This is a genomic window from Streptosporangium sp. NPDC003464, assembly GCF_053588315.1.
The window spans coordinates 1-15,170 of the sequence record NZ_JBSFPS010000069.1; the positions used below are offsets into that span (position 1 = coordinate 1).

Genomic DNA, 15,170 nt, shown 5'->3' on the forward strand with positions numbered 1-15,170 from the left:
GTGTGGTGACCAGCCAGTCGATCCGGGTGGGCGGCGACGAGCTGGACCAGGCGATCATCAGTTTCGCGAAGAAGGAATACTCGCTCATGCTCGGCACGCTCCGGTGCAGAAGCTCACCAGCCGCGCTCCACGCCCGGCCGCCCGCCGTACGGCCTCGACCACGGCCGGTGAGGGCTCCGTCCCCGGGTCGGGCCGGTTGGGCACGATCACCGTGTCGGCGCCGTCCACCGCCTCCAGTCCGGCGGTGCCGGACAGCGTGAACATGCCGCCGTGCATCCGGACGGCGGGCCGCGGGGCGCAGACCGTGAAGTCGTACCAGGGGCGGTCCAGCTCCGGGCGGCGCAGCCCGAACAGCTCGGTGGCCACCCCCAGCTCGAAGGGGTTGGAACCCTCGTCGGCGATCACCACGACCCGGTGGCCCGGATGCGAGGATTCATGCGGCATATGCGATTCCTAGCACTCGCGCGGGCCGGCCGCCAGCCTCGACGATAGGCATGTGACCAGCGAACCCATCGACCTGACGACCGCGCTGAGTGCCTTCGACGCCCTCTGGAGCCCGCGGATCGTCACTCGTGTCAACGACTACGACGTCCGGATCGCCAAGGTGGCGGGCGAGCACATCTGGCACGCCCACGACGAGACCGACGAGTTCTTCCTCGTACTGGACGGCGAGCTGCGCATCGCCCTGCGCGCGGCGGCCGGAGAGCGGGTCGTCACCCTGCCCGCGGGAGCGGTGTTCGTGGTGCCGCGCGGCGTCGAGCACAGACCCTTCTCCCCGGGGGGAGCCTCGATCCTGATGTTCGAACCGGCCGGCACCATGAGCGTCGGCGACCGGCACGGACCCGTCCCCGGCCACATCGACGCCACCACAGGACACGAGCTGAGCTGACCCGCGCACCGGCCCCACTCGACGCCGCCCCGCCGGGTCCGCCTGACGGGTGATGCGCCCGGTGGCCCGGCTGGGCGAGAGTTGCCCCATGACCGTTTACGAGACCGAGCGGCTGACCGTCCGCCTGTGGACCCACGACCAGAGCGACCTCGACCGGATGACCGACCTCTACTCCCGCCGGGAGGTCACCCGGTGGCTGCCGCCCTTCAGTTTCGAGGCGGCGCCGGCGGTGGACGGCTGGCGCGCCTTCCACGAGCGGGACCGCCGCTTCGGCTCCTGGGCGGTCGAGGTCCGCGACACCGGGGTGGCCGCCGGGACCGTGCTGTTCCGGCCGATCCCCGGCGGAGACGGAGAGGTCGAGGTGGGCTGGCACTTCCACCCCGACTCCTGGGGGAACGGCTATGCGACCGAGGCGGCCCGGGGCGCGGTCGAGCGCGGTTTCGCCTCCGGGCTGGAGGAGGTCTACGCCCTGACGATGCCGGACAACGCGGCGTCCATGGCCGTCTGCCGCCGGCTCGGCATGACCGCCCTCGGCCGGACCCGGCGCTTCTTCGATCTGGAGTCGGAGATGTTCCGGCTGTCCCGGGAGCCCTGACCTTCGGGGACGGAGCCGTGGCCGCGGCGGCGCCGCCCCCCGCGGCCGCCGGCCGGACGGGGCCCGGTCCGCACGGCGCCGCCGTCCGCACGGGCTAGCCGGAGAGCTGTTCCAGCGCCCTGACCAGGGAGGCGGTGCTCCGGTCGCGGAGGGGGGCGTAGTCCGCCTCCGGATACTGGCGGGGGCCGTTCTCGACCAGAATGATCAGCGCGAGGTAGAGGCGGTAGAGGGCCAGCCGGGCCCGGGCGGAGTCGGTGAACTCCACCACGCCGCCCGCCTCCCGGTATCCCGCCACGATCTCGTCGGCCTCGTCCAGCTCACCGAAGATCGTCGGAGTGACGAAGTCGGCCAGCGGGTCGCCCCAGAACGCCCGCTCGTGGTCGATGATGGCCTGGATGCGCGGGGCGTCGCCGGGAGTCAGGAAGACGTTGCCCGGCCACACGTCGAAGTGGACCAGGGACGGCGCCGTCACCTCCTCCAGCACGCCCGCGTTCGCCTCGATCACCGCCGAGATCTCGGCGACCGGCCTCGGCAGCGGCGTCGCGTAACGGCGCGCGTCGGCCAGGATCGCGCCGGTCATCGTCAGGAAGGCGGCCCGCCAGGTGCCGCCGGTCAGACCGGCGTGCGGGTAGCCGTAGACGTCGCCGGTGACCGCGTTCAGCCGGGCCAGATGGCCGCCGAGCTCCCGGCGGAGCGCGCGCTGGTCGGCCTCCGCCGGGCTGACCCGGTTCCATGGCACGCCGCCGAGGGCGGACAGGACGAGGTAGTCGCCGCCCAGCACCGGATCGTCGAACCCGGCGCACAGCAGCTCCGGACCCGGCACCCCGGCCGGTCCGGCCAGGGCGTAGACCATCGCCTCGGTGCGCAGGAGGTTGCGTTCGTAGCGGAGCTGCTCCAGCTCCGGCGGGGGCGACAGCTTGAGCACCACCTCGCGGCCGTCCTCCAGCGTCAGCCGCCACACGGCGTTGGCGAAGCCGTCGGTCAGCTCCGCGGAGGCGGTGACCCCGCTGCCCAGGGCCCGCCGCGCCAGCGCGTCGAGCTCGGCGGCAGTGAGCGGGCGCTTGGTCCTGCTGTCCATCGCGGCACCTCAGACGGCGGAGATCGTCCAGGAAGTCTCGATCTTGTCTCCGGGCTGGAGCACGACCAGGTCGGTGCCGGAGTTGAAGGCGTCCGGCGGGCAGGTCATCGGCTCGACGGCCAGCCCGCGGTGGCCGAGCCCGGTCCCGGTGCACACCTGGGCCCAGGGCAGCGCCGCGGCGTCCCAGCTGATCTCGACCCCGCCGTCCGGGCCGCTCACCCGCACCCGGACCAGCCCGTCGGCGTCCGGGACGAGGCCGGTGAAGGCGTGGTCCACGGCGGTGCCGCCGACCGCGCGCGCGGCCGTGAAGTCGTACGGCGTGCCCGAGACGTCCTCCAGGGAGCGCGGCAGCAGCCGGTCGTCCACCAGCAGCACCCTGGTCGCGGGCAGGTGCAGCTCGTAGTCCTCGACGGAGTCGCCCGCCAGCAGCCAGGGGTGCGGGCCGCAGCCGTAGGGGGCGGGGCCGTCGCCGATGTTCTCGGCGGTCAGCGTGGTGGTCAGCCCGCCGGGGGTGAGGGAGTAGAGGACCTGCAGGGCGAGGGTGAACGGGTAGCCGGAGGAGGGGGCGATGGTCTGCGCCAGCCGTACGAAGCCGTGCTCGTCCTCCACCGCGAGCCATTCCACCGCCTCCCAGCCGGCCTGGGCGACCAGTCCGTGCAGGGCGTTGCCCCTGTCCTCCTCGTTCGCCACGAGCCGGTGGGTCTGGCCGCCGAAGGTGTAGGAGGCGCCGCCGACCCGGTTGGGCCAGGGGGCGAGCAGGGTGCCGCTGTAGTAGGGGATCGGCCCTTCTGCCGGCCAGCTGGTCACCAGGTCGCGCTCACCGTGACGGAGCACGCGCAGGGCCGCGGCCCGCTCGGTGATCTCGGCGTGCATGGCGCCGCTGCGGAGGGTGAACTGCCGGGACACGGGAGTCCTTTCGCCGGGGAGGTAGGGCAAGGTCAACAGCTCGAAGGTACACAGGCGGGCCGCCCCCGTCAGGCGGAGGCCCGCTCCACCAGGTGGGTGTCCAGTATCACCACGGGCTGCTCCAGATGCTCGCCGTTGATGCGGGCGATGAGGAGATGGGCCATCTGCCGGCCCATCGCCTCGGTCGGCTGGTGCACGGTGGTGAGCGCGGGGGAGGAGTGCGCCCCCGCGGGCGAGTCGTCGAAGCCGATCACCGCGACGTCCTCGGGGATCGTCCTGCCCTCCTCCCGCAGCACCCGCATCGCGCCCAGCGCCATCGGGTCGGAGGCGGTGAACACCGCGTCGAGGCCGGGGTGCTCGGCCAGGAGCTTGCGCATGGCGGTGATGCCGCTCTCCTCGCTGAAGTCGCCGTAGGCCACGATCTCGGTCATCCCGGTCGCCAGCAGCGCGTCGCGGTAGCCCGCGAGCCGGTCCACGCCCACCCCCATGTCCTGCGGGCCCGCGATGGTGGCGATCCGCCGGCGGCCCTTGCCCAGCAGGTATTTGACCGCCTGCCGGGCGCCGGCCCGGTTGTCCACGTCGACGTAGCTGTAGGGGGTCAGACCGACGGGGCGGCCGCCGATGACGGTCGGCACGCCCATCGCCTCCAGCCGCCCCGGCAGCGGGTCGGCGCCGTGCAGCGAGATGAGCAGCACGCCGTCGACGTGCTGCCCGGTCAGGTAGTGCTCCAGCCGTTCGTGGTCCTGCTCCGACTGGGCCATCGCCAGGATGAGCTGCAGGCCGGTCTCGGACAGGGCCGAGCCGATGCCACGGATGGTCCCGGCGAAATAGGGTTCGTCGAAGACGCGCAACTCCGACTCCGAGACCACCAGCGCGACCGTGTCGGTGCGCCGGGTGACCAGCGCGCGGGCCGCCCGGTTGGGGACGTAGCCCAGCTCCTGGATCGCCTGCTGCACCGCGTCGCGGGCCTTCTCGCTCACCTTCGGCGAGCCGTTGATGACCCGCGACACCGTGCCGCGGCCGACGCCGGCCAGAGCCGCGACCGCCTCGAGCGTCGGACGACGGTCGCCGTTCATGTTCTTCGCCCCCATAAAAGATCCGTCGGTGTCTTATTCTGCCGGACCGCTCAGGCCTCCACGCCTGATTGTCCCGGCATACCAGAGAGCGCTCTCTTTCGGAACTCTGCGCTGGGTCTCGTAGTCGACGCGCACCAGCCCGAAACGCTTGCCGTACCCCCAGGCCCACTCGAAGTTGTCCATCAGCGACCAGGCGAAGTAGCCCTCCAGCGGCACCCCGGCCTCGATCGCGGCGTGGCAGGTGCGCAGGTGGGCGTCGATGTAGTCCAGGCGGTCGCGGTCGTGCACCATCCCGTCGGCCGCCACGACGTCGTCGAAGGCCGCGCCGTTCTCGGAGATGACCATCGGGACCGGCGGGTACTCCCGGGCCACCCGCAGCAGGAGCTCGCGCAGGCCCGTGTCGTCGATCTCCCAGCCCATGGCGGTGACCGGCCGCCCGCCCTCGACGAACGACACGTGCTCGCTGCCGACCCAGGGGGAACCGCTCCCGGTGGGAGCCGCCGCCGCCGACGCCGCGCCGCCCGGGGCGCCGGAGACGGTGAAGCGGCTGTAGTAGTTGATCAGGAGCATGTCCAGCGGGGCGGAGATGAGCTCCATGTCCCCGTCCTGGACGAATCCGGTCACCTCGGCCAGGTCCTCCAGGACGTCGGCCGGGTACTCGCCCTTCAGCAGGGCGTCCAGGAAGAAGCGGTTCTGCAGGCCGTCGATGCGGCGGGCGGCGTCCCGGTCGGCCTCGGAGTCGGTCTGCGGGGAGACCGCGTAGAGGTTGACACAGCCGCCGATCCTGTTGCCGGACCGCTGGGCGCGCATGGCCGAGGCGGCCAGGCCGTGCGCGAGGAGGAGGTGGTGGGCGGCGCGCACCGCCTGTGCCGGCTCGCGCCGGCCGGGAGCGTGCTCGCCGGAGGCGTACCCCAGAAACGCCGCGCACCACGGCTCGTTGACCGTGCTCCAGTTGCGGACCCGGTCGCCGAGCGCGCCGTGTACGGCCGCCGCGTAGTCGGCGAAGCGCTTCGACGTGTCCCGTGCCGGCCAGCCGCCCGCGTCCTCCAGGGCCTGGGGCAGGTCCCAGTGGTAGAGCGTCACCCACGGGTCGACGCCCTGGGCGAGCAGCTCGTCGACCAGCCGGCTGTAGAAGTCGAGGCCCTTGGCGTTGATCGCGCCGCTGCCGTCGGGCTGGACCCGGGGCCAGGAGACGGAGAAGCGGTAGGCGCCGAGGCCGAGACCGGCCATCATCCGTACGTCGTCACGGTAACGGTGGTAGTGGTCGATGGCGACGTCGGCGTTCTCGCCGTTGACCACCCGGCCGGGCTGCCGGACGAAGGTGTCCCAGATGGACCGGCCGCGGCCGTCCTCGGAGACGGCGCCTTCGATCTGGTAGGCGGAGGTGGCCGCGCCCCAGACGAAGTCCGTCGGAAATACCAGATCCGGAGTCTGAATCTGCGTCTCTTGCGTGGTCACGCCTTGACCGCACCTTCCATGAGGCCGCCGACGATCTGACGACCGAACGCGACGAAAACAACGAAAAGGGGGAGGACCGAGGCCGCCGTGCCGGTGAACAGCATGACGTAGTCGGTGCCGTGGGCCTGGTTGAGCGCGGCGATCGAGGTCTGCACCACCGGGTTGTCCGGGTTCAGGACGATCAACGGCCACATGAACTCGTTCCAGGTCTGCATGAAGACGAGCAGCGCCAGCACGGCCATGCCGGGACGGAGCGCGGGCAGGATGACGTTGGCGTAGATCCGCATGGTGGAGGCGCCGTCGACGCGGGCCGCCTCGACCAGCTCGTCCGGCACCGCCTGGGTGGCGTACTGGGTCATCATGAAGACCCCGAACCCGTTGACCAGGAAGGGCAGGATCACCGCCTTGAGCTGGCCGGTCCAGCCGAGGTTGACCATGAGCTCGTACAGCGGCACCACGCCCATCTGCTGGAGCGGCACCATCATCGTCACCAGGATCAGGCCCAGCAGGATCTTGCTGCCCCTGAAGCGCAGCTTGGCGAAGGCGAAGCCGGCCAGCGTGGAGATGAGCACCACCGACAGGGTCACGGTGACCGCGACGACGGCCGAGTTGACCAGGCCGGTGAGGAAGTAGGCGTCCTCGGTGGCCAGCAGCCGTTCGATGTTCTCGCCGAGGTGCCCGCCGGGCAGCATCGGCGGCGGGACGTCGATCGCCTCCTCGTTGGTCCGCGTGGCCATGATGAACATGTAGTAGATCGGGAAGGCCGACAGCACGAGGGCGAAGGCCAGGACGGCCTTCGTCAGCGGGCCGGCGTCCCAGATGCGGTTACGGGCCTCCGGCCGGGCGGGGCGCCGGGTCTGGATCGCCGTCACTTGGAACCCCCGATACGGCGGGTGAAGGAGTAGTTGATGAGCGTGCCGATGAGGATCAGCGCGAACAGCAGCCACGCGGCGGCCGCGGCGTAGCCGAAGTCGAAGTCGCGGAACGCCTCCTTGACGATGAACATCGCCACGGTCTGGTACTGGCCGTCGGTGCCGCCGGCCATCGTCGGGTTGCCGTCGAACATGACCGGTTCGGTGAACAGCGTCAGGCCGCCGATGGTCGAGATGAACACCGTGAAGACGATCGTCGGGCGCAGCATCGGGATGGTGATCTGCCAGAACTGCCGCCGGGCCGTGGCGCCGTCGATGGCGGCGGCCTCGTAGAGGTCCTTGGGGATGGTCTGCATGGCGGCGAGCAGGATGATCGCGTTGTAGCCGGTCCAGCGCCAGTCGATCATCGTGGAGATGGCGATCCACGAGGACCACTTCTCGTTCTGCCAGTTGATCGCGTCGACGCCGAAGAGGCCGAGGAACCAGTTGATCATGCCGTAGTCGCGCCCGTAGAGCTGGGTGAAGACGACGGCGACGGCGACGACGGAGGTGATCAGCGGCAGCAGCACGCCGAGACGGAAGAAGAGCCGGCCCCGGATGCGCTTGTTGAGCGCGTTGGCGAGGACCAGGGCGAGGACGAGCTGCGGGATCGTCGAGATGACGAACATCCCGAGCGTGTTGACCACCGCGTTCCAGAAGGCCCCGTCGGTGATCAGGTCGATGTAGTTGTCGAGTCCGGCGAAGCTCTTGTCCCCGGCGAGCTCCCAGTCGTGCAGTGACACCCAGAGGGTGTAGCCCAGGGGGAAGACGCCGAAGACGGCGAAGAGGAGGAAGTAGGGGGAGACGAGGAAGTAGGGGGTCGCCCGGAGGTCGAACCTGGCGAGCCCGCCGCCCCGTCCCGGGCCCCGGTGGCCGGACGGCCGGCCGGCCCCGGGCCGGGCCGGGGCCGGGGTGTCGACGTGCAGGGTCATGGATCAGCCTTTCAGCTCAAGGGCAGTCGACGGGCCCGGCCGCGGGGTCGCCGCCGCCGGGCCCGTACGGATCGGGCCGGGGATCAGCCCGCTGCCTTGACGCCGGCCTCGGTGAACTTCGTCCAGGCCTCGCCGTAGGGGATCGAGCCCTGGTCCATGCCCTCCAGGACCTTCTCCACCGACGTCTTCACCTGGGCGTGCTTCTCACCCAGGAAGGTGGGGAGCAGATCCTTGACGGAGGCGCCGAAGATCTGGCCGGTGGGCGCGTCGTTGAAGAAGGGGTTCTTCAGCTCGCTGACCGCCGGGTCCTGCTGGGCGGTGATGGAGCTCGGGAAGGCCGCGGCCTCCTGGAAGGCCATCACGTGGCCCTCCTTGCCGGTGAGGTAGTTCAGGACCTCGGCGGCCTCCTTGGGGTGCTTGCTCTGCTTGGGCACCGCGAGATAGGAGCCGCCCCAGTTGCCGGCGCCGCCGGGCACCGCGGCGACGTCCCACTTGCCCTTGCCGGCGTCACCGGCCGCGCCGGAGACCACGCCGAGCATCCACGACGGGCAGCCCATCGTGGCGAACCCGCCCTTCTTGATGGCGGCGTTCCACGGCGGGGTGAAGGAGGCGAGCTTGGCGGTCAGGCCCGCCTCGCTGAAGCTCTTCACCGTGTCGAAGGAGGTCTTGATGGCCGGGTTGCTCTCGATGACGAGCTGGTTGCTCTTGTCGAAGTAGGAGACGTTGCCGTTCTTCGGCGCCTCCTGCGACAGGATCACGTTGTAGAGGGTGTTGGGACCGTCGAGGAATTTGGGGTCGCCCTTGCCGGGGTTGGCGGCCTGGAACTTCTTGCCGACCTCCATGAAGGCGTTCCAGTCCGGCCAGAGCTTGCCGACCTCTTCTCGGTCGGTGGGCAGCCCGGCCTTCTTGAACAGGTCCGTGCGGTAGCACATGGTCATGCCGCCGATGTCGGTGCCGAGGGCGAACAGCTTGTTGTCGGCGTTGATGCCGTTGTCCCACTTCGCCGCAGGGAAGTCGGCCTTGCGGCTGTCCAGCCCGTACTCGGCCAGGTCGGTGAAGAACTGCGGGCGGGCCTTCATGAGGCCCATGGCGCCCTCGTCCAGGGCGATGATGTCGGCCGCGCCGCTGCCGGCCTGCAGGCGCTGGAGCAGCTGGGGCAGGTAGACGTCCTCGAAGCGGTCCGTCAGGTTCTGGTACTTGACCTGGATGTTCGGGTGCGCGGCGTTCCACGTCTCCACGGCCTTGTCATAGCCGAAGTTCTCGCCGCCGCCGAAGGTGTGCACGGTGATGGTCACCGGCTCGGCGGCCGGCGCGGAGCTGCCGCCGCCGGCCGCGGGCTTGGCGGGCTCACTCGAACCGCAGGAGGTGATCGCCAGGGCGGTGGCCGCCATGACCGCGACCGCGGCGAGCTTGCCCTGCCGCTTGTTGTTCAACATTCCGGACCCCTCTCAGGTGGTCGCCCGAATCGGTGGGAGGTGACATCGCGGACCGGTCCCCGACAAACGCGGCCGGCGACGGGGTGTTCCCTCAATGTGCTTTGGGAGCGCTCCCACGAAGAGTGGACGACAGGCAGCCGGGACGTCAATATGCCGAAACTCAACCGTTACATCTGGCCTGCTCAGGGCGGATGAACAGGGGCATAACTCACAAACTCCCCAGATAGCTGTTTGGGAGCGCTCCCATCAAACGGTGACACACCAGGACATTCCGTACGGGAGGCCGCCTCGCCGGCGGGGTGGGGACGCCGGAAGGGGCCCGGCTCGAATGAGCCGGGCCCCTTCCCGTGGCTGTGGACCCGTGGCCGTGAAACGGCCTGCGCGTCTGTCGATCAGCCGCTGTAGACCGGGTAGCCGTAGCCGACGACCTGGGACTTGGGCCGGACGCGCTGCTCGACCTTGCCGTTGCCGGTGTTGCCCTCGATCGTGCTGATCGTGCCGTCGCCGTTGTCCTTCTTCACGAAGCCGACGTGGTCGATCCCGCTGATGCGCTTGCCGCCGTTCCAGTCGAAGTAGACGACGGCGCCGGGCTTGGCGACGTTGCCCCAGTGCTTGTTGTCCTTGAACCACTGGGCGTGGGCGACGGTGTAGGCGTCCCAGCCCATGGTGGGCCGGATGCCGGCCTGCTCGCCGACCCAGGAGACGAACATCGCGCACCAGGGGGCGTTGGCGTAGGCCCGCACGTTGCCGCCGTCGCGGGCGACGGTCTCCTTGGCGCGGACGGAGGAGACGTACCAGGACTGGAACTTCGTCCCGCCGCCCTGGGCGTTCTCCGAGACGCCGACCTGCTTGGCGGCGATCTTCAGGACCTGCGCGGCGGTGACCTTCGGCAGGCGCTCGGCCTGGACCTGGAGGGGCGTCCTGGAAGTCTTGGCGGTCTTGGAGACCTCGACCGGAGGGGCGGCGACGGGGGCCTGCCCGGGGGTGTCCGCCAGGGCGGCGGGGACTGCTACGACGGTGCCACCCAGGGCGATGGAGGCGCCCAGAACGATGCGGGCCAGGTGACGGGTCTTGGGGGTGAGGCGGTTCTTGGCCATGCGGGGGTGTGACTCCTTGCTTCGCTTCTCATGCCGCCTACCGGGTTAGCTGACGGGTTCGGGCTGGGAAGTGCCCTACGGCGCGCAGGCGCCGATTCACCCCAAGAACGTGGTTCCCCGGTTCCGCGAGACTCGCGGATTCGGCGGCCGTGCTCACCGGCGGAGTGATCCGTTCCGATGGAGCACGGTCGGGCAATGTGATGGCAACGTGTAGGCCTCGGTTGACCTAGGCGTTCACCAGGAATGAGTAGAAGCTACGTGAACCGGACAAACGATTACAAGTGGGGCACATTGCCTTGACTTGGGAATACGTCCGATTCGAGGGGGAAGACTTGGTCCCCCTCAAGATCGCCGGGCCCGCGCCCGCCGGCCGGCGCGGAGCCGGAAACGCCTGTGTGGCAGGGGTTCGCGGGCGGCGGCGCCGCCGGAGGGCCGCCGTGCCGCCCCCGCTCCGTCCCAGGGCTTCACCATCATCGTAGATCTTTTAAAAGAAGGCCGCTTTACCTGCGAAAACACCCTTTTCGATCATTGTTTCGGGCCGGTCCAGGCATGGATCAGCGGCATCAGCACCCGGTCGACCGTCTCCTCGACGAAGCCCTCGTCCAGTGGCTTGCCGGTGATGAGCAGCCGGTGCCAGACCAGGGCCTCGGTGACCGTCCTTATCTCGCCGGGATCGACCGGTCCCGGCAGCTCGCCCCGCTCGCGGGCGCGGTCGAGCAGCGGGGTGGTGCCGGTGATGTCGGGCCGCGGCACGTGCTCGCGCAGGGCGGCCGCCAGGGCGGGGGTGGTGAGCAGGGCGGGCACCAGCCCGAAGACCAGGCTGTGCTGCTGCTCCAGGATCCGGCAGAACCCGGCCACCACCGCCACGAGGTCACCGCGCATCGATCCGGTGTCGGGCGGCGGCGCGACGTCGATCTTCAGATGGTTGCGGACCAGGTCCACCACCAGGGCCTCCTTGCCCGGCCAGCGGCGGTAGATCGTGGCCTTGCTCGCGCTGGCCCGTCTGGCGATCTGGTCGACGGACATGCGGTCGAACCCGACCTCGGAGAGCAGTTCCATGGTCGCGTCGAGAATCGCCCGCTCTCGCCTGGGGTCGAGACGCAAGGTGCCTCCGGTGGGTCACGAGTGCTGTGTGATCGCCTTGAATCGTACGCCCGTGAGCTCCTCCGACGTCTCCCACAGCCGCCGGGCCACGCTCTCGTCCAGCGCCTTGGGCGAGGGGGTCAGCGGCTGCGGGCCGGGGCCGACGAACAGGCCCCCGGTCACCTCGGGAGAGGTGGCGGCGTAAAGGGAGGGGACCGCCCCCTTGTCCGGAGACTGGATCGTCAGTCGCATGAGAGCGTTGACCGGCCCGGTGAGCACGCCCAGCTTCATGATGCCGGTGGCCGTCGCGCCGGGGTGGGCGGCCACGCTGAGCAGTTGTCCCCCCGCCCGGCGCTGCAGCTCCAGCGTGAACATCAGGTTGGCCAGCTTCGATCTGCCGTAGGCCGTGAAGCGCCCGTAGTGGCGTTCGAGCCCCAGGTCGTCGAAGTCGATCCGGCCCAGGCTGTGCGCGTCGCTGGAGACCGTGACGACCCGGGCGCCGGGCCGGGCCAGCAGGTGCGGCAGCAGCAGCCCGGTCAGGGCGAAGTGTCCCAGGTGATTGGTGCCGAACTGCATCTCGAAGCCGTCGGCGGTGGTCTGCCGGGGGATCATGCCGACCCCCGCGTTGTTGACCAGTATGTCGAGGGGCCCGTCGAAGGCGGCGGCGAACGCCCGCACCGAACCCAGGTCGGCCAGGTCCAGCCGCCTCGGCTCGACCTGCGCGCCCGGCGCCTGTGACCGGACCGTCTCCGCCGCGGCCTCACCCCTGGCGAGGTCGCGGACGGTCATGACGACCCGGGCGCCGTGCCTGGCCAGTCGCGCCGCGGTCGGCAGCCCGATGCCGCCGCCGGCCCCGGTGACCACGGCGGTGGAGCCGGTCAGGTCGGGGATGTCGTCGGGAGTCCACATGTTCGCTCCTCTGGGGTGCGGTTGAGTGTACGAAACGGTTCCGTACACCACGGTAGATCTCTCCCCGCGGAGTGCGCAAGTGGGCATATTCAGGTGTTCACCCGCAGTTCCCGGCCATGTAAGACATCCGGGTTAGGTTGAGGCCGTCGTGAACGGGTCATCGCCCGGCGTGGAGCACGGTCGAGACCACGCGCGGGAGCAGGGTTCGGCCATTGCCTGGGTGGAGTCCCCGCTGCAGATGCTCTGCGCCGTGGAGGCCCACCACGCCGGGCTGCTCGGCGCGCGTGCCCGGGTGGTGCCCCGCGCCGGGCTGCGACCGCTCGTCCTCACCCGCCGCGAGATCTCCCGGCTCGGCCCTCCCGACGGGCTGGAGCTGGCCGCCCCCGGGCCCGGGATGCCCAGGCCCCGCCGGGGCGCCACGTGGGCGGTCGGCGACGCGTTCTCCGGCAGGGTGCAGGCCGGCTGGCTGACCGCCCTGCCGGGACGCATCGTGATCGTCGACGACGGTCTGGCCACCATCAGGCTCCTGGAGCTGCTCACCGGGCGGATCTGGACGCCGCTGCTGCGGGCCCGAGCCACCGCCGGCCCGCTCAGGGCCGGGCTCAGGAGCGCGCTGGGCACGGCGGCCGGCCTGCGGCTGCGCGCCGCGGCCCGGTCCGGCCGGCTGTCGATCTTCACGGCGCTGCCCGTCCCCGCCGAGCTGGCGCGGGCCGTACGGGACAGGGGGGCCGAGCTGGTCACCCACGACTTCGCCTGGCTCCGGTCACAGCCCCTGCGCAGGCCGCGCCCCGAGGAGCGCACCGTCGTGCTCGGCACCTCGCTGGTCCGCAACGGCCTGATCCACCGTGACCGCTACTTCACCTGGCTGGCCGGGCTCGGCTCGTCCGGGCCGGTGGCCTACTTCCCGCACCGCAGGGAGGACCCCCACGATCTCGCCCGGGTCGGGGAGCAGCCCGGGATCACCGTCTACGACGGCGGGATCCCCGCCGAGATGACCCTGCGGGGGCTGGCCGCCGAACAGCGGGTGCTGAGCCTGCCGTCCACCGCGGTCACCTCCCTGCGGGTCCTGCTGTCGGCCCGGGGCGTGACCGTGGAGACGGTGGAGGTCCCCGACGAGTGGTGGACCGCCCAGGCGGCCCCCTCACTCCGTTCCCATCTGTCAATGTTCGCCCATCACGACACTGGAGTCACCGGGTGAAGATCCTGGCCGTGGCCGACTCGGATTCCTACCTGAAGTGGGCCGCCTACCTGCTCGCGGACCTGCCTTCGAGCTGTACGGCGGAGCTGACGGTGATCCGCACGCCCATCACGCCCTCCCCGGCCCAGATCCACGCGGCCGTCCCGGGCGCGGCCGCCGACCCGCCCGTGCTGTCGGCCCGGGCGCTGCGCCGGGCCGCCGAGCGGCTCGGACCCGACGTGGTGCTGGTCGCCTGCACCGGGCCGGTGGTGGACGTGCTGGTCAGCGAGGTGCTCGCCGGCCTGACCCCGAGACCGGTGTTCGTCTCCGGGCTGCCGGGGATCTCCGTCCCGGCCACCGAGAAGGCGTGGGTGTTCCGCAGCGGATGCGACCTGTTCGTCCTGCACAGCGAGCGGGAGGTCGAGGAGTTCTCGGCGATCGGCCGGGAGCTGGGCGGGGGCGGGGCGGTGGGCCTGGCCCGGCTGCCGTTCCTGCACGGCGCCCAGGAGGTCCCCGTCACCGGGCCGCGTGACCGGCTGGTGTTCGCCACCCAGGCCAAGGTGCCCCGGCGCAGGGAGGAGCGCGAGCGGATCCTGCTCGCGCTGGCCGGGCTGGCCGAGCGGCGGCCGGACCTCGACGTGGTGGTCAAGCTCCGCGCCCTGGACACCGAACGGCAGACCCACAACGAGCGCCACCACTACCAGCGCCTGTGGCAGTCGCTGGCCGACGACGGCCGGGTCCGCCCCGGCGCCGTGCGCTTCGCCGTGGGGCCCATGCACGAGCACCTGGCCCACGCGGCCGGTTTCGTCACGGTCAGCTCGACCGCCGCGCTGGAGGCGATCGCCCAGTCGGTGCCCCTGCTGGTGCTGTCGGACTTCGGGGTCAGCGCCGAGATGATCAACCTGGTCTTCGAGGGCAGCGGGCTGCTGGGCACCCTGGAGGAGCTGTCCGAGGGGCGGCTGCGCACCCCGGAGGAGAGCTGGCGCCGGGCCAACTACTTCCATCCGCGCGGCGAGAGCGACTGGGTGTCCCAGCTGGTCACGCTGGTCGCCCAGGTCCGGGCGGGACGCCTGGCCCCCGCCCGGTCCCTGCTCGACGGCCCCCAGCACGCCGCCGCCCGGCGCCGCGCCCGGCTGCGCGTGGAGGTCCCGCCCAACGTGCTGCGTGTCGGCTACCGGGCCAAGCGCCGGATGCGCCGCTACCTCAACGCGCTGGGCTAGCCGTACGCGAACACGCTGGGCTAGCCGTACGCGCCGGTGGGCGGGGCGGCGGATCGGGGGATCGGGGGGTCAGGCGGCGCGGTCGAGGAGGTCGCGGTGTCCGGCGCTCAGCACCAGCGACACCCCGGCCAGGGCCTCGTCGAGCTGCTCGGCGCCGCTGACGCCGGCGATCGGCGCCACCACCGGGTCGCCGCCGGACAGCCAGGCGAGGACCACCTGGTTCCGGGTCGACGACCTCGTCGGTGACCCGGCCGAACCGGTGACCCTGCTCGGGGACGGAGGCGCCGGGACGGGGCTGGACGTACGAATGACGCAGTGGAGCGCGGTGTACCCGGCCCAGCCGTTGCCCCGGGCGATCTGCCGGGCCCGCTCCACCCGCTAGAGCGGATGGTCGGAGCAGCCC

General features: G+C 71.2%; 16 protein-coding genes, 1 pseudogene and 1 riboswitch. Of the genes and pseudogenes, 5 read left to right on the forward strand and 12 right to left on the reverse strand.

Going from position 1 to position 15,170, the window contains the following annotated elements:
• Positions 1–95 (forward strand): annotated as a pseudogene (locus tag ACWDS7_RS17535) (rod shape-determining protein); the annotation flags it as partial.
• On the opposite strand, the gene ACWDS7_RS17540 reads toward ACWDS7_RS17535, so the two are convergent.
• On the reverse strand, positions 85–444 hold the full coding sequence (locus tag ACWDS7_RS17540) for a hypothetical protein (protein WP_451930136.1): 360 nt from the start codon (positions 442–444) through the stop codon (positions 85–87). The pseudogene ACWDS7_RS17535 and the gene ACWDS7_RS17540 sit on opposite strands and share 11 nt — an antisense overlap.
• Positions 445–496: 52 nt before the next feature.
• Between ACWDS7_RS17540 and ACWDS7_RS17545 the strand changes: the two genes are divergently transcribed.
• Positions 497–889 (forward strand): cupin domain-containing protein, encoded by a 393-nt coding sequence (locus ACWDS7_RS17545; RefSeq protein ID WP_451930111.1) that lies wholly within the window; start codon positions 497–499, stop codon positions 887–889.
• A gap of 88 nt (positions 890–977) precedes the next feature.
• Positions 978–1,484, forward strand: coding sequence for a GNAT family N-acetyltransferase (locus ACWDS7_RS17550; RefSeq protein ID WP_451930112.1), 507 nt, complete (start codon positions 978–980; stop codon positions 1,482–1,484).
• 94 nt (positions 1,485–1,578) lie between these two features.
• On the opposite strand, the gene ACWDS7_RS17555 is transcribed toward ACWDS7_RS17550, so the two are convergent.
• From ACWDS7_RS17555 to ACWDS7_RS17600, 10 genes are all read right to left on the reverse strand, one after another.
• The gene (locus ACWDS7_RS17555; RefSeq protein ID WP_451930113.1) at positions 1,579–2,562 is read right to left on the reverse strand and encodes a phosphotransferase family protein; all 984 of its coding nucleotides are present in this window, start codon (positions 2,560–2,562) and stop codon (positions 1,579–1,581) included.
• A 9-nt stretch (positions 2,563–2,571) separates the two neighbouring features.
• Complete coding sequence (locus tag ACWDS7_RS17560; RefSeq protein WP_451930114.1) at positions 2,572–3,468, reverse strand: aldose 1-epimerase family protein; 897 nt, start codon at positions 3,466–3,468, stop codon at positions 2,572–2,574.
• A 68-nt stretch (positions 3,469–3,536) separates the two neighbouring features.
• Positions 3,537–4,544, reverse strand: coding sequence for a LacI family DNA-binding transcriptional regulator (locus tag ACWDS7_RS17565; RefSeq protein WP_451930135.1), 1,008 nt, complete (start codon positions 4,542–4,544; stop codon positions 3,537–3,539).
• Between the two features lie 33 nt (positions 4,545–4,577).
• Positions 4,578–6,002, reverse strand: coding sequence for a GH1 family beta-glucosidase (locus tag ACWDS7_RS17570; RefSeq protein ID WP_451930115.1), 1,425 nt, complete (start codon positions 6,000–6,002; stop codon positions 4,578–4,580).
• Positions 5,999–6,874: a carbohydrate ABC transporter permease gene (locus tag ACWDS7_RS17575; RefSeq protein ID WP_451930116.1), complete on the reverse strand. Its 876-nt coding sequence runs from the start codon at positions 6,872–6,874 to the stop codon at positions 5,999–6,001. The genes ACWDS7_RS17570 and ACWDS7_RS17575 overlap by 4 nt, the downstream gene beginning before the upstream one ends.
• Positions 6,871–7,845: a carbohydrate ABC transporter permease gene (locus tag ACWDS7_RS17580; RefSeq protein ID WP_451930117.1), complete on the reverse strand. Its 975-nt coding sequence runs from the start codon at positions 7,843–7,845 to the stop codon at positions 6,871–6,873. The genes ACWDS7_RS17575 and ACWDS7_RS17580 overlap by 4 nt, the downstream gene beginning before the upstream one ends.
• Positions 7,846–7,928: 83 nt before the next feature.
• Positions 7,929–9,281, reverse strand: a complete 1,353-nt coding sequence (locus tag ACWDS7_RS17585) for an ABC transporter substrate-binding protein (RefSeq protein WP_451930118.1) — start codon at positions 9,279–9,281, stop codon at positions 7,929–7,931.
• Positions 9,282–9,673: 392 nt separating this feature from the next.
• Positions 9,674–10,378, reverse strand: coding sequence for a CHAP domain-containing protein (locus ACWDS7_RS17590; protein ID WP_451930119.1), 705 nt, complete (start codon positions 10,376–10,378; stop codon positions 9,674–9,676).
• Positions 10,379–10,398: 20 nt separating this feature from the next.
• Positions 10,399–10,534, reverse strand: a riboswitch (cyclic di-AMP (ydaO/yuaA leader).
• Positions 10,535–10,903: 369 nt separating this feature from the next.
• Positions 10,904–11,482, reverse strand: coding sequence for a TetR/AcrR family transcriptional regulator (locus ACWDS7_RS17595; protein ID WP_451930120.1), 579 nt, complete (start codon positions 11,480–11,482; stop codon positions 10,904–10,906).
• A gap of 15 nt (positions 11,483–11,497) precedes the next feature.
• Positions 11,498–12,370 (reverse strand): oxidoreductase, encoded by an 873-nt coding sequence (locus ACWDS7_RS17600; protein ID WP_451930121.1) that lies wholly within the window; start codon positions 12,368–12,370, stop codon positions 11,498–11,500.
• A gap of 169 nt (positions 12,371–12,539) precedes the next feature.
• Here ACWDS7_RS17600 and ACWDS7_RS17605 point away from each other — a divergent pair, with 169 nt between their 5' ends.
• Together ACWDS7_RS17605 and ACWDS7_RS17610 are read left to right on the forward strand one after the other, a co-directional pair.
• A complete protein-coding gene (locus ACWDS7_RS17605) occupies positions 12,540–13,568 on the forward strand; it encodes a hypothetical protein (RefSeq protein ID WP_451930122.1) in 1,029 nt (342 codons plus the stop codon).
• Entirely contained in the window at positions 13,565–14,767 is a 1,203-nt protein-coding gene (locus tag ACWDS7_RS17610) for a DUF6716 putative glycosyltransferase (protein WP_451930123.1), read from the forward strand. Before ACWDS7_RS17605 ends, ACWDS7_RS17610 begins: the two co-directional genes overlap by 4 nt.
• Before the next feature lie 69 nt (positions 14,768–14,836).
• Here the strand turns inward: ACWDS7_RS17610 and ACWDS7_RS17615 are convergent, their stop codons facing one another.
• Entirely contained in the window at positions 14,837–15,142 is a 306-nt protein-coding gene (locus tag ACWDS7_RS17615; RefSeq protein WP_451930124.1) for a hypothetical protein, read from the reverse strand.
• Between the last annotated feature and the right edge of the window lie 28 nt (positions 15,143–15,170).

What these genes read in the sequence shown, in the direction of transcription:
- ACWDS7_RS17565 (WP_451930135.1), bottom strand. Translation starts at nt 4,544, where the DNA reads ATGAACGGCGACCGTCGTCCGACGCTCGAGGCGGTCGCGGCTCTGGCC.
- ACWDS7_RS17550 (WP_451930112.1), top strand. Translation starts at nt 978, where the DNA reads ATGACCGTTTACGAGACCGAGCGGCTGACCGTCCGCCTGTGGACCCAC.
- ACWDS7_RS17540 (WP_451930136.1), bottom strand. Translation starts at nt 444, where the DNA reads ATGCCGCATGAATCCTCGCATCCGGGCCACCGGGTCGTGGTGATCGCC.
- ACWDS7_RS17585 (WP_451930118.1), bottom strand. Translation starts at nt 9,281, where the DNA reads ATGTTGAACAACAAGCGGCAGGGCAAGCTCGCCGCGGTCGCGGTCATG.
- ACWDS7_RS17600 (WP_451930121.1), bottom strand. Translation starts at nt 12,370, where the DNA reads ATGTGGACTCCCGACGACATCCCCGACCTGACCGGCTCCACCGCCGTG.
- ACWDS7_RS17580 (WP_451930117.1), bottom strand. Translation starts at nt 7,845, where the DNA reads ATGACCCTGCACGTCGACACCCCGGCCCCGGCCCGGCCCGGGGCCGGC.
- ACWDS7_RS17555 (WP_451930113.1), bottom strand. Translation starts at nt 2,562, where the DNA reads ATGGACAGCAGGACCAAGCGCCCGCTCACTGCCGCCGAGCTCGACGCG.
- ACWDS7_RS17590 (WP_451930119.1), bottom strand. Translation starts at nt 10,378, where the DNA reads ATGGCCAAGAACCGCCTCACCCCCAAGACCCGTCACCTGGCCCGCATC.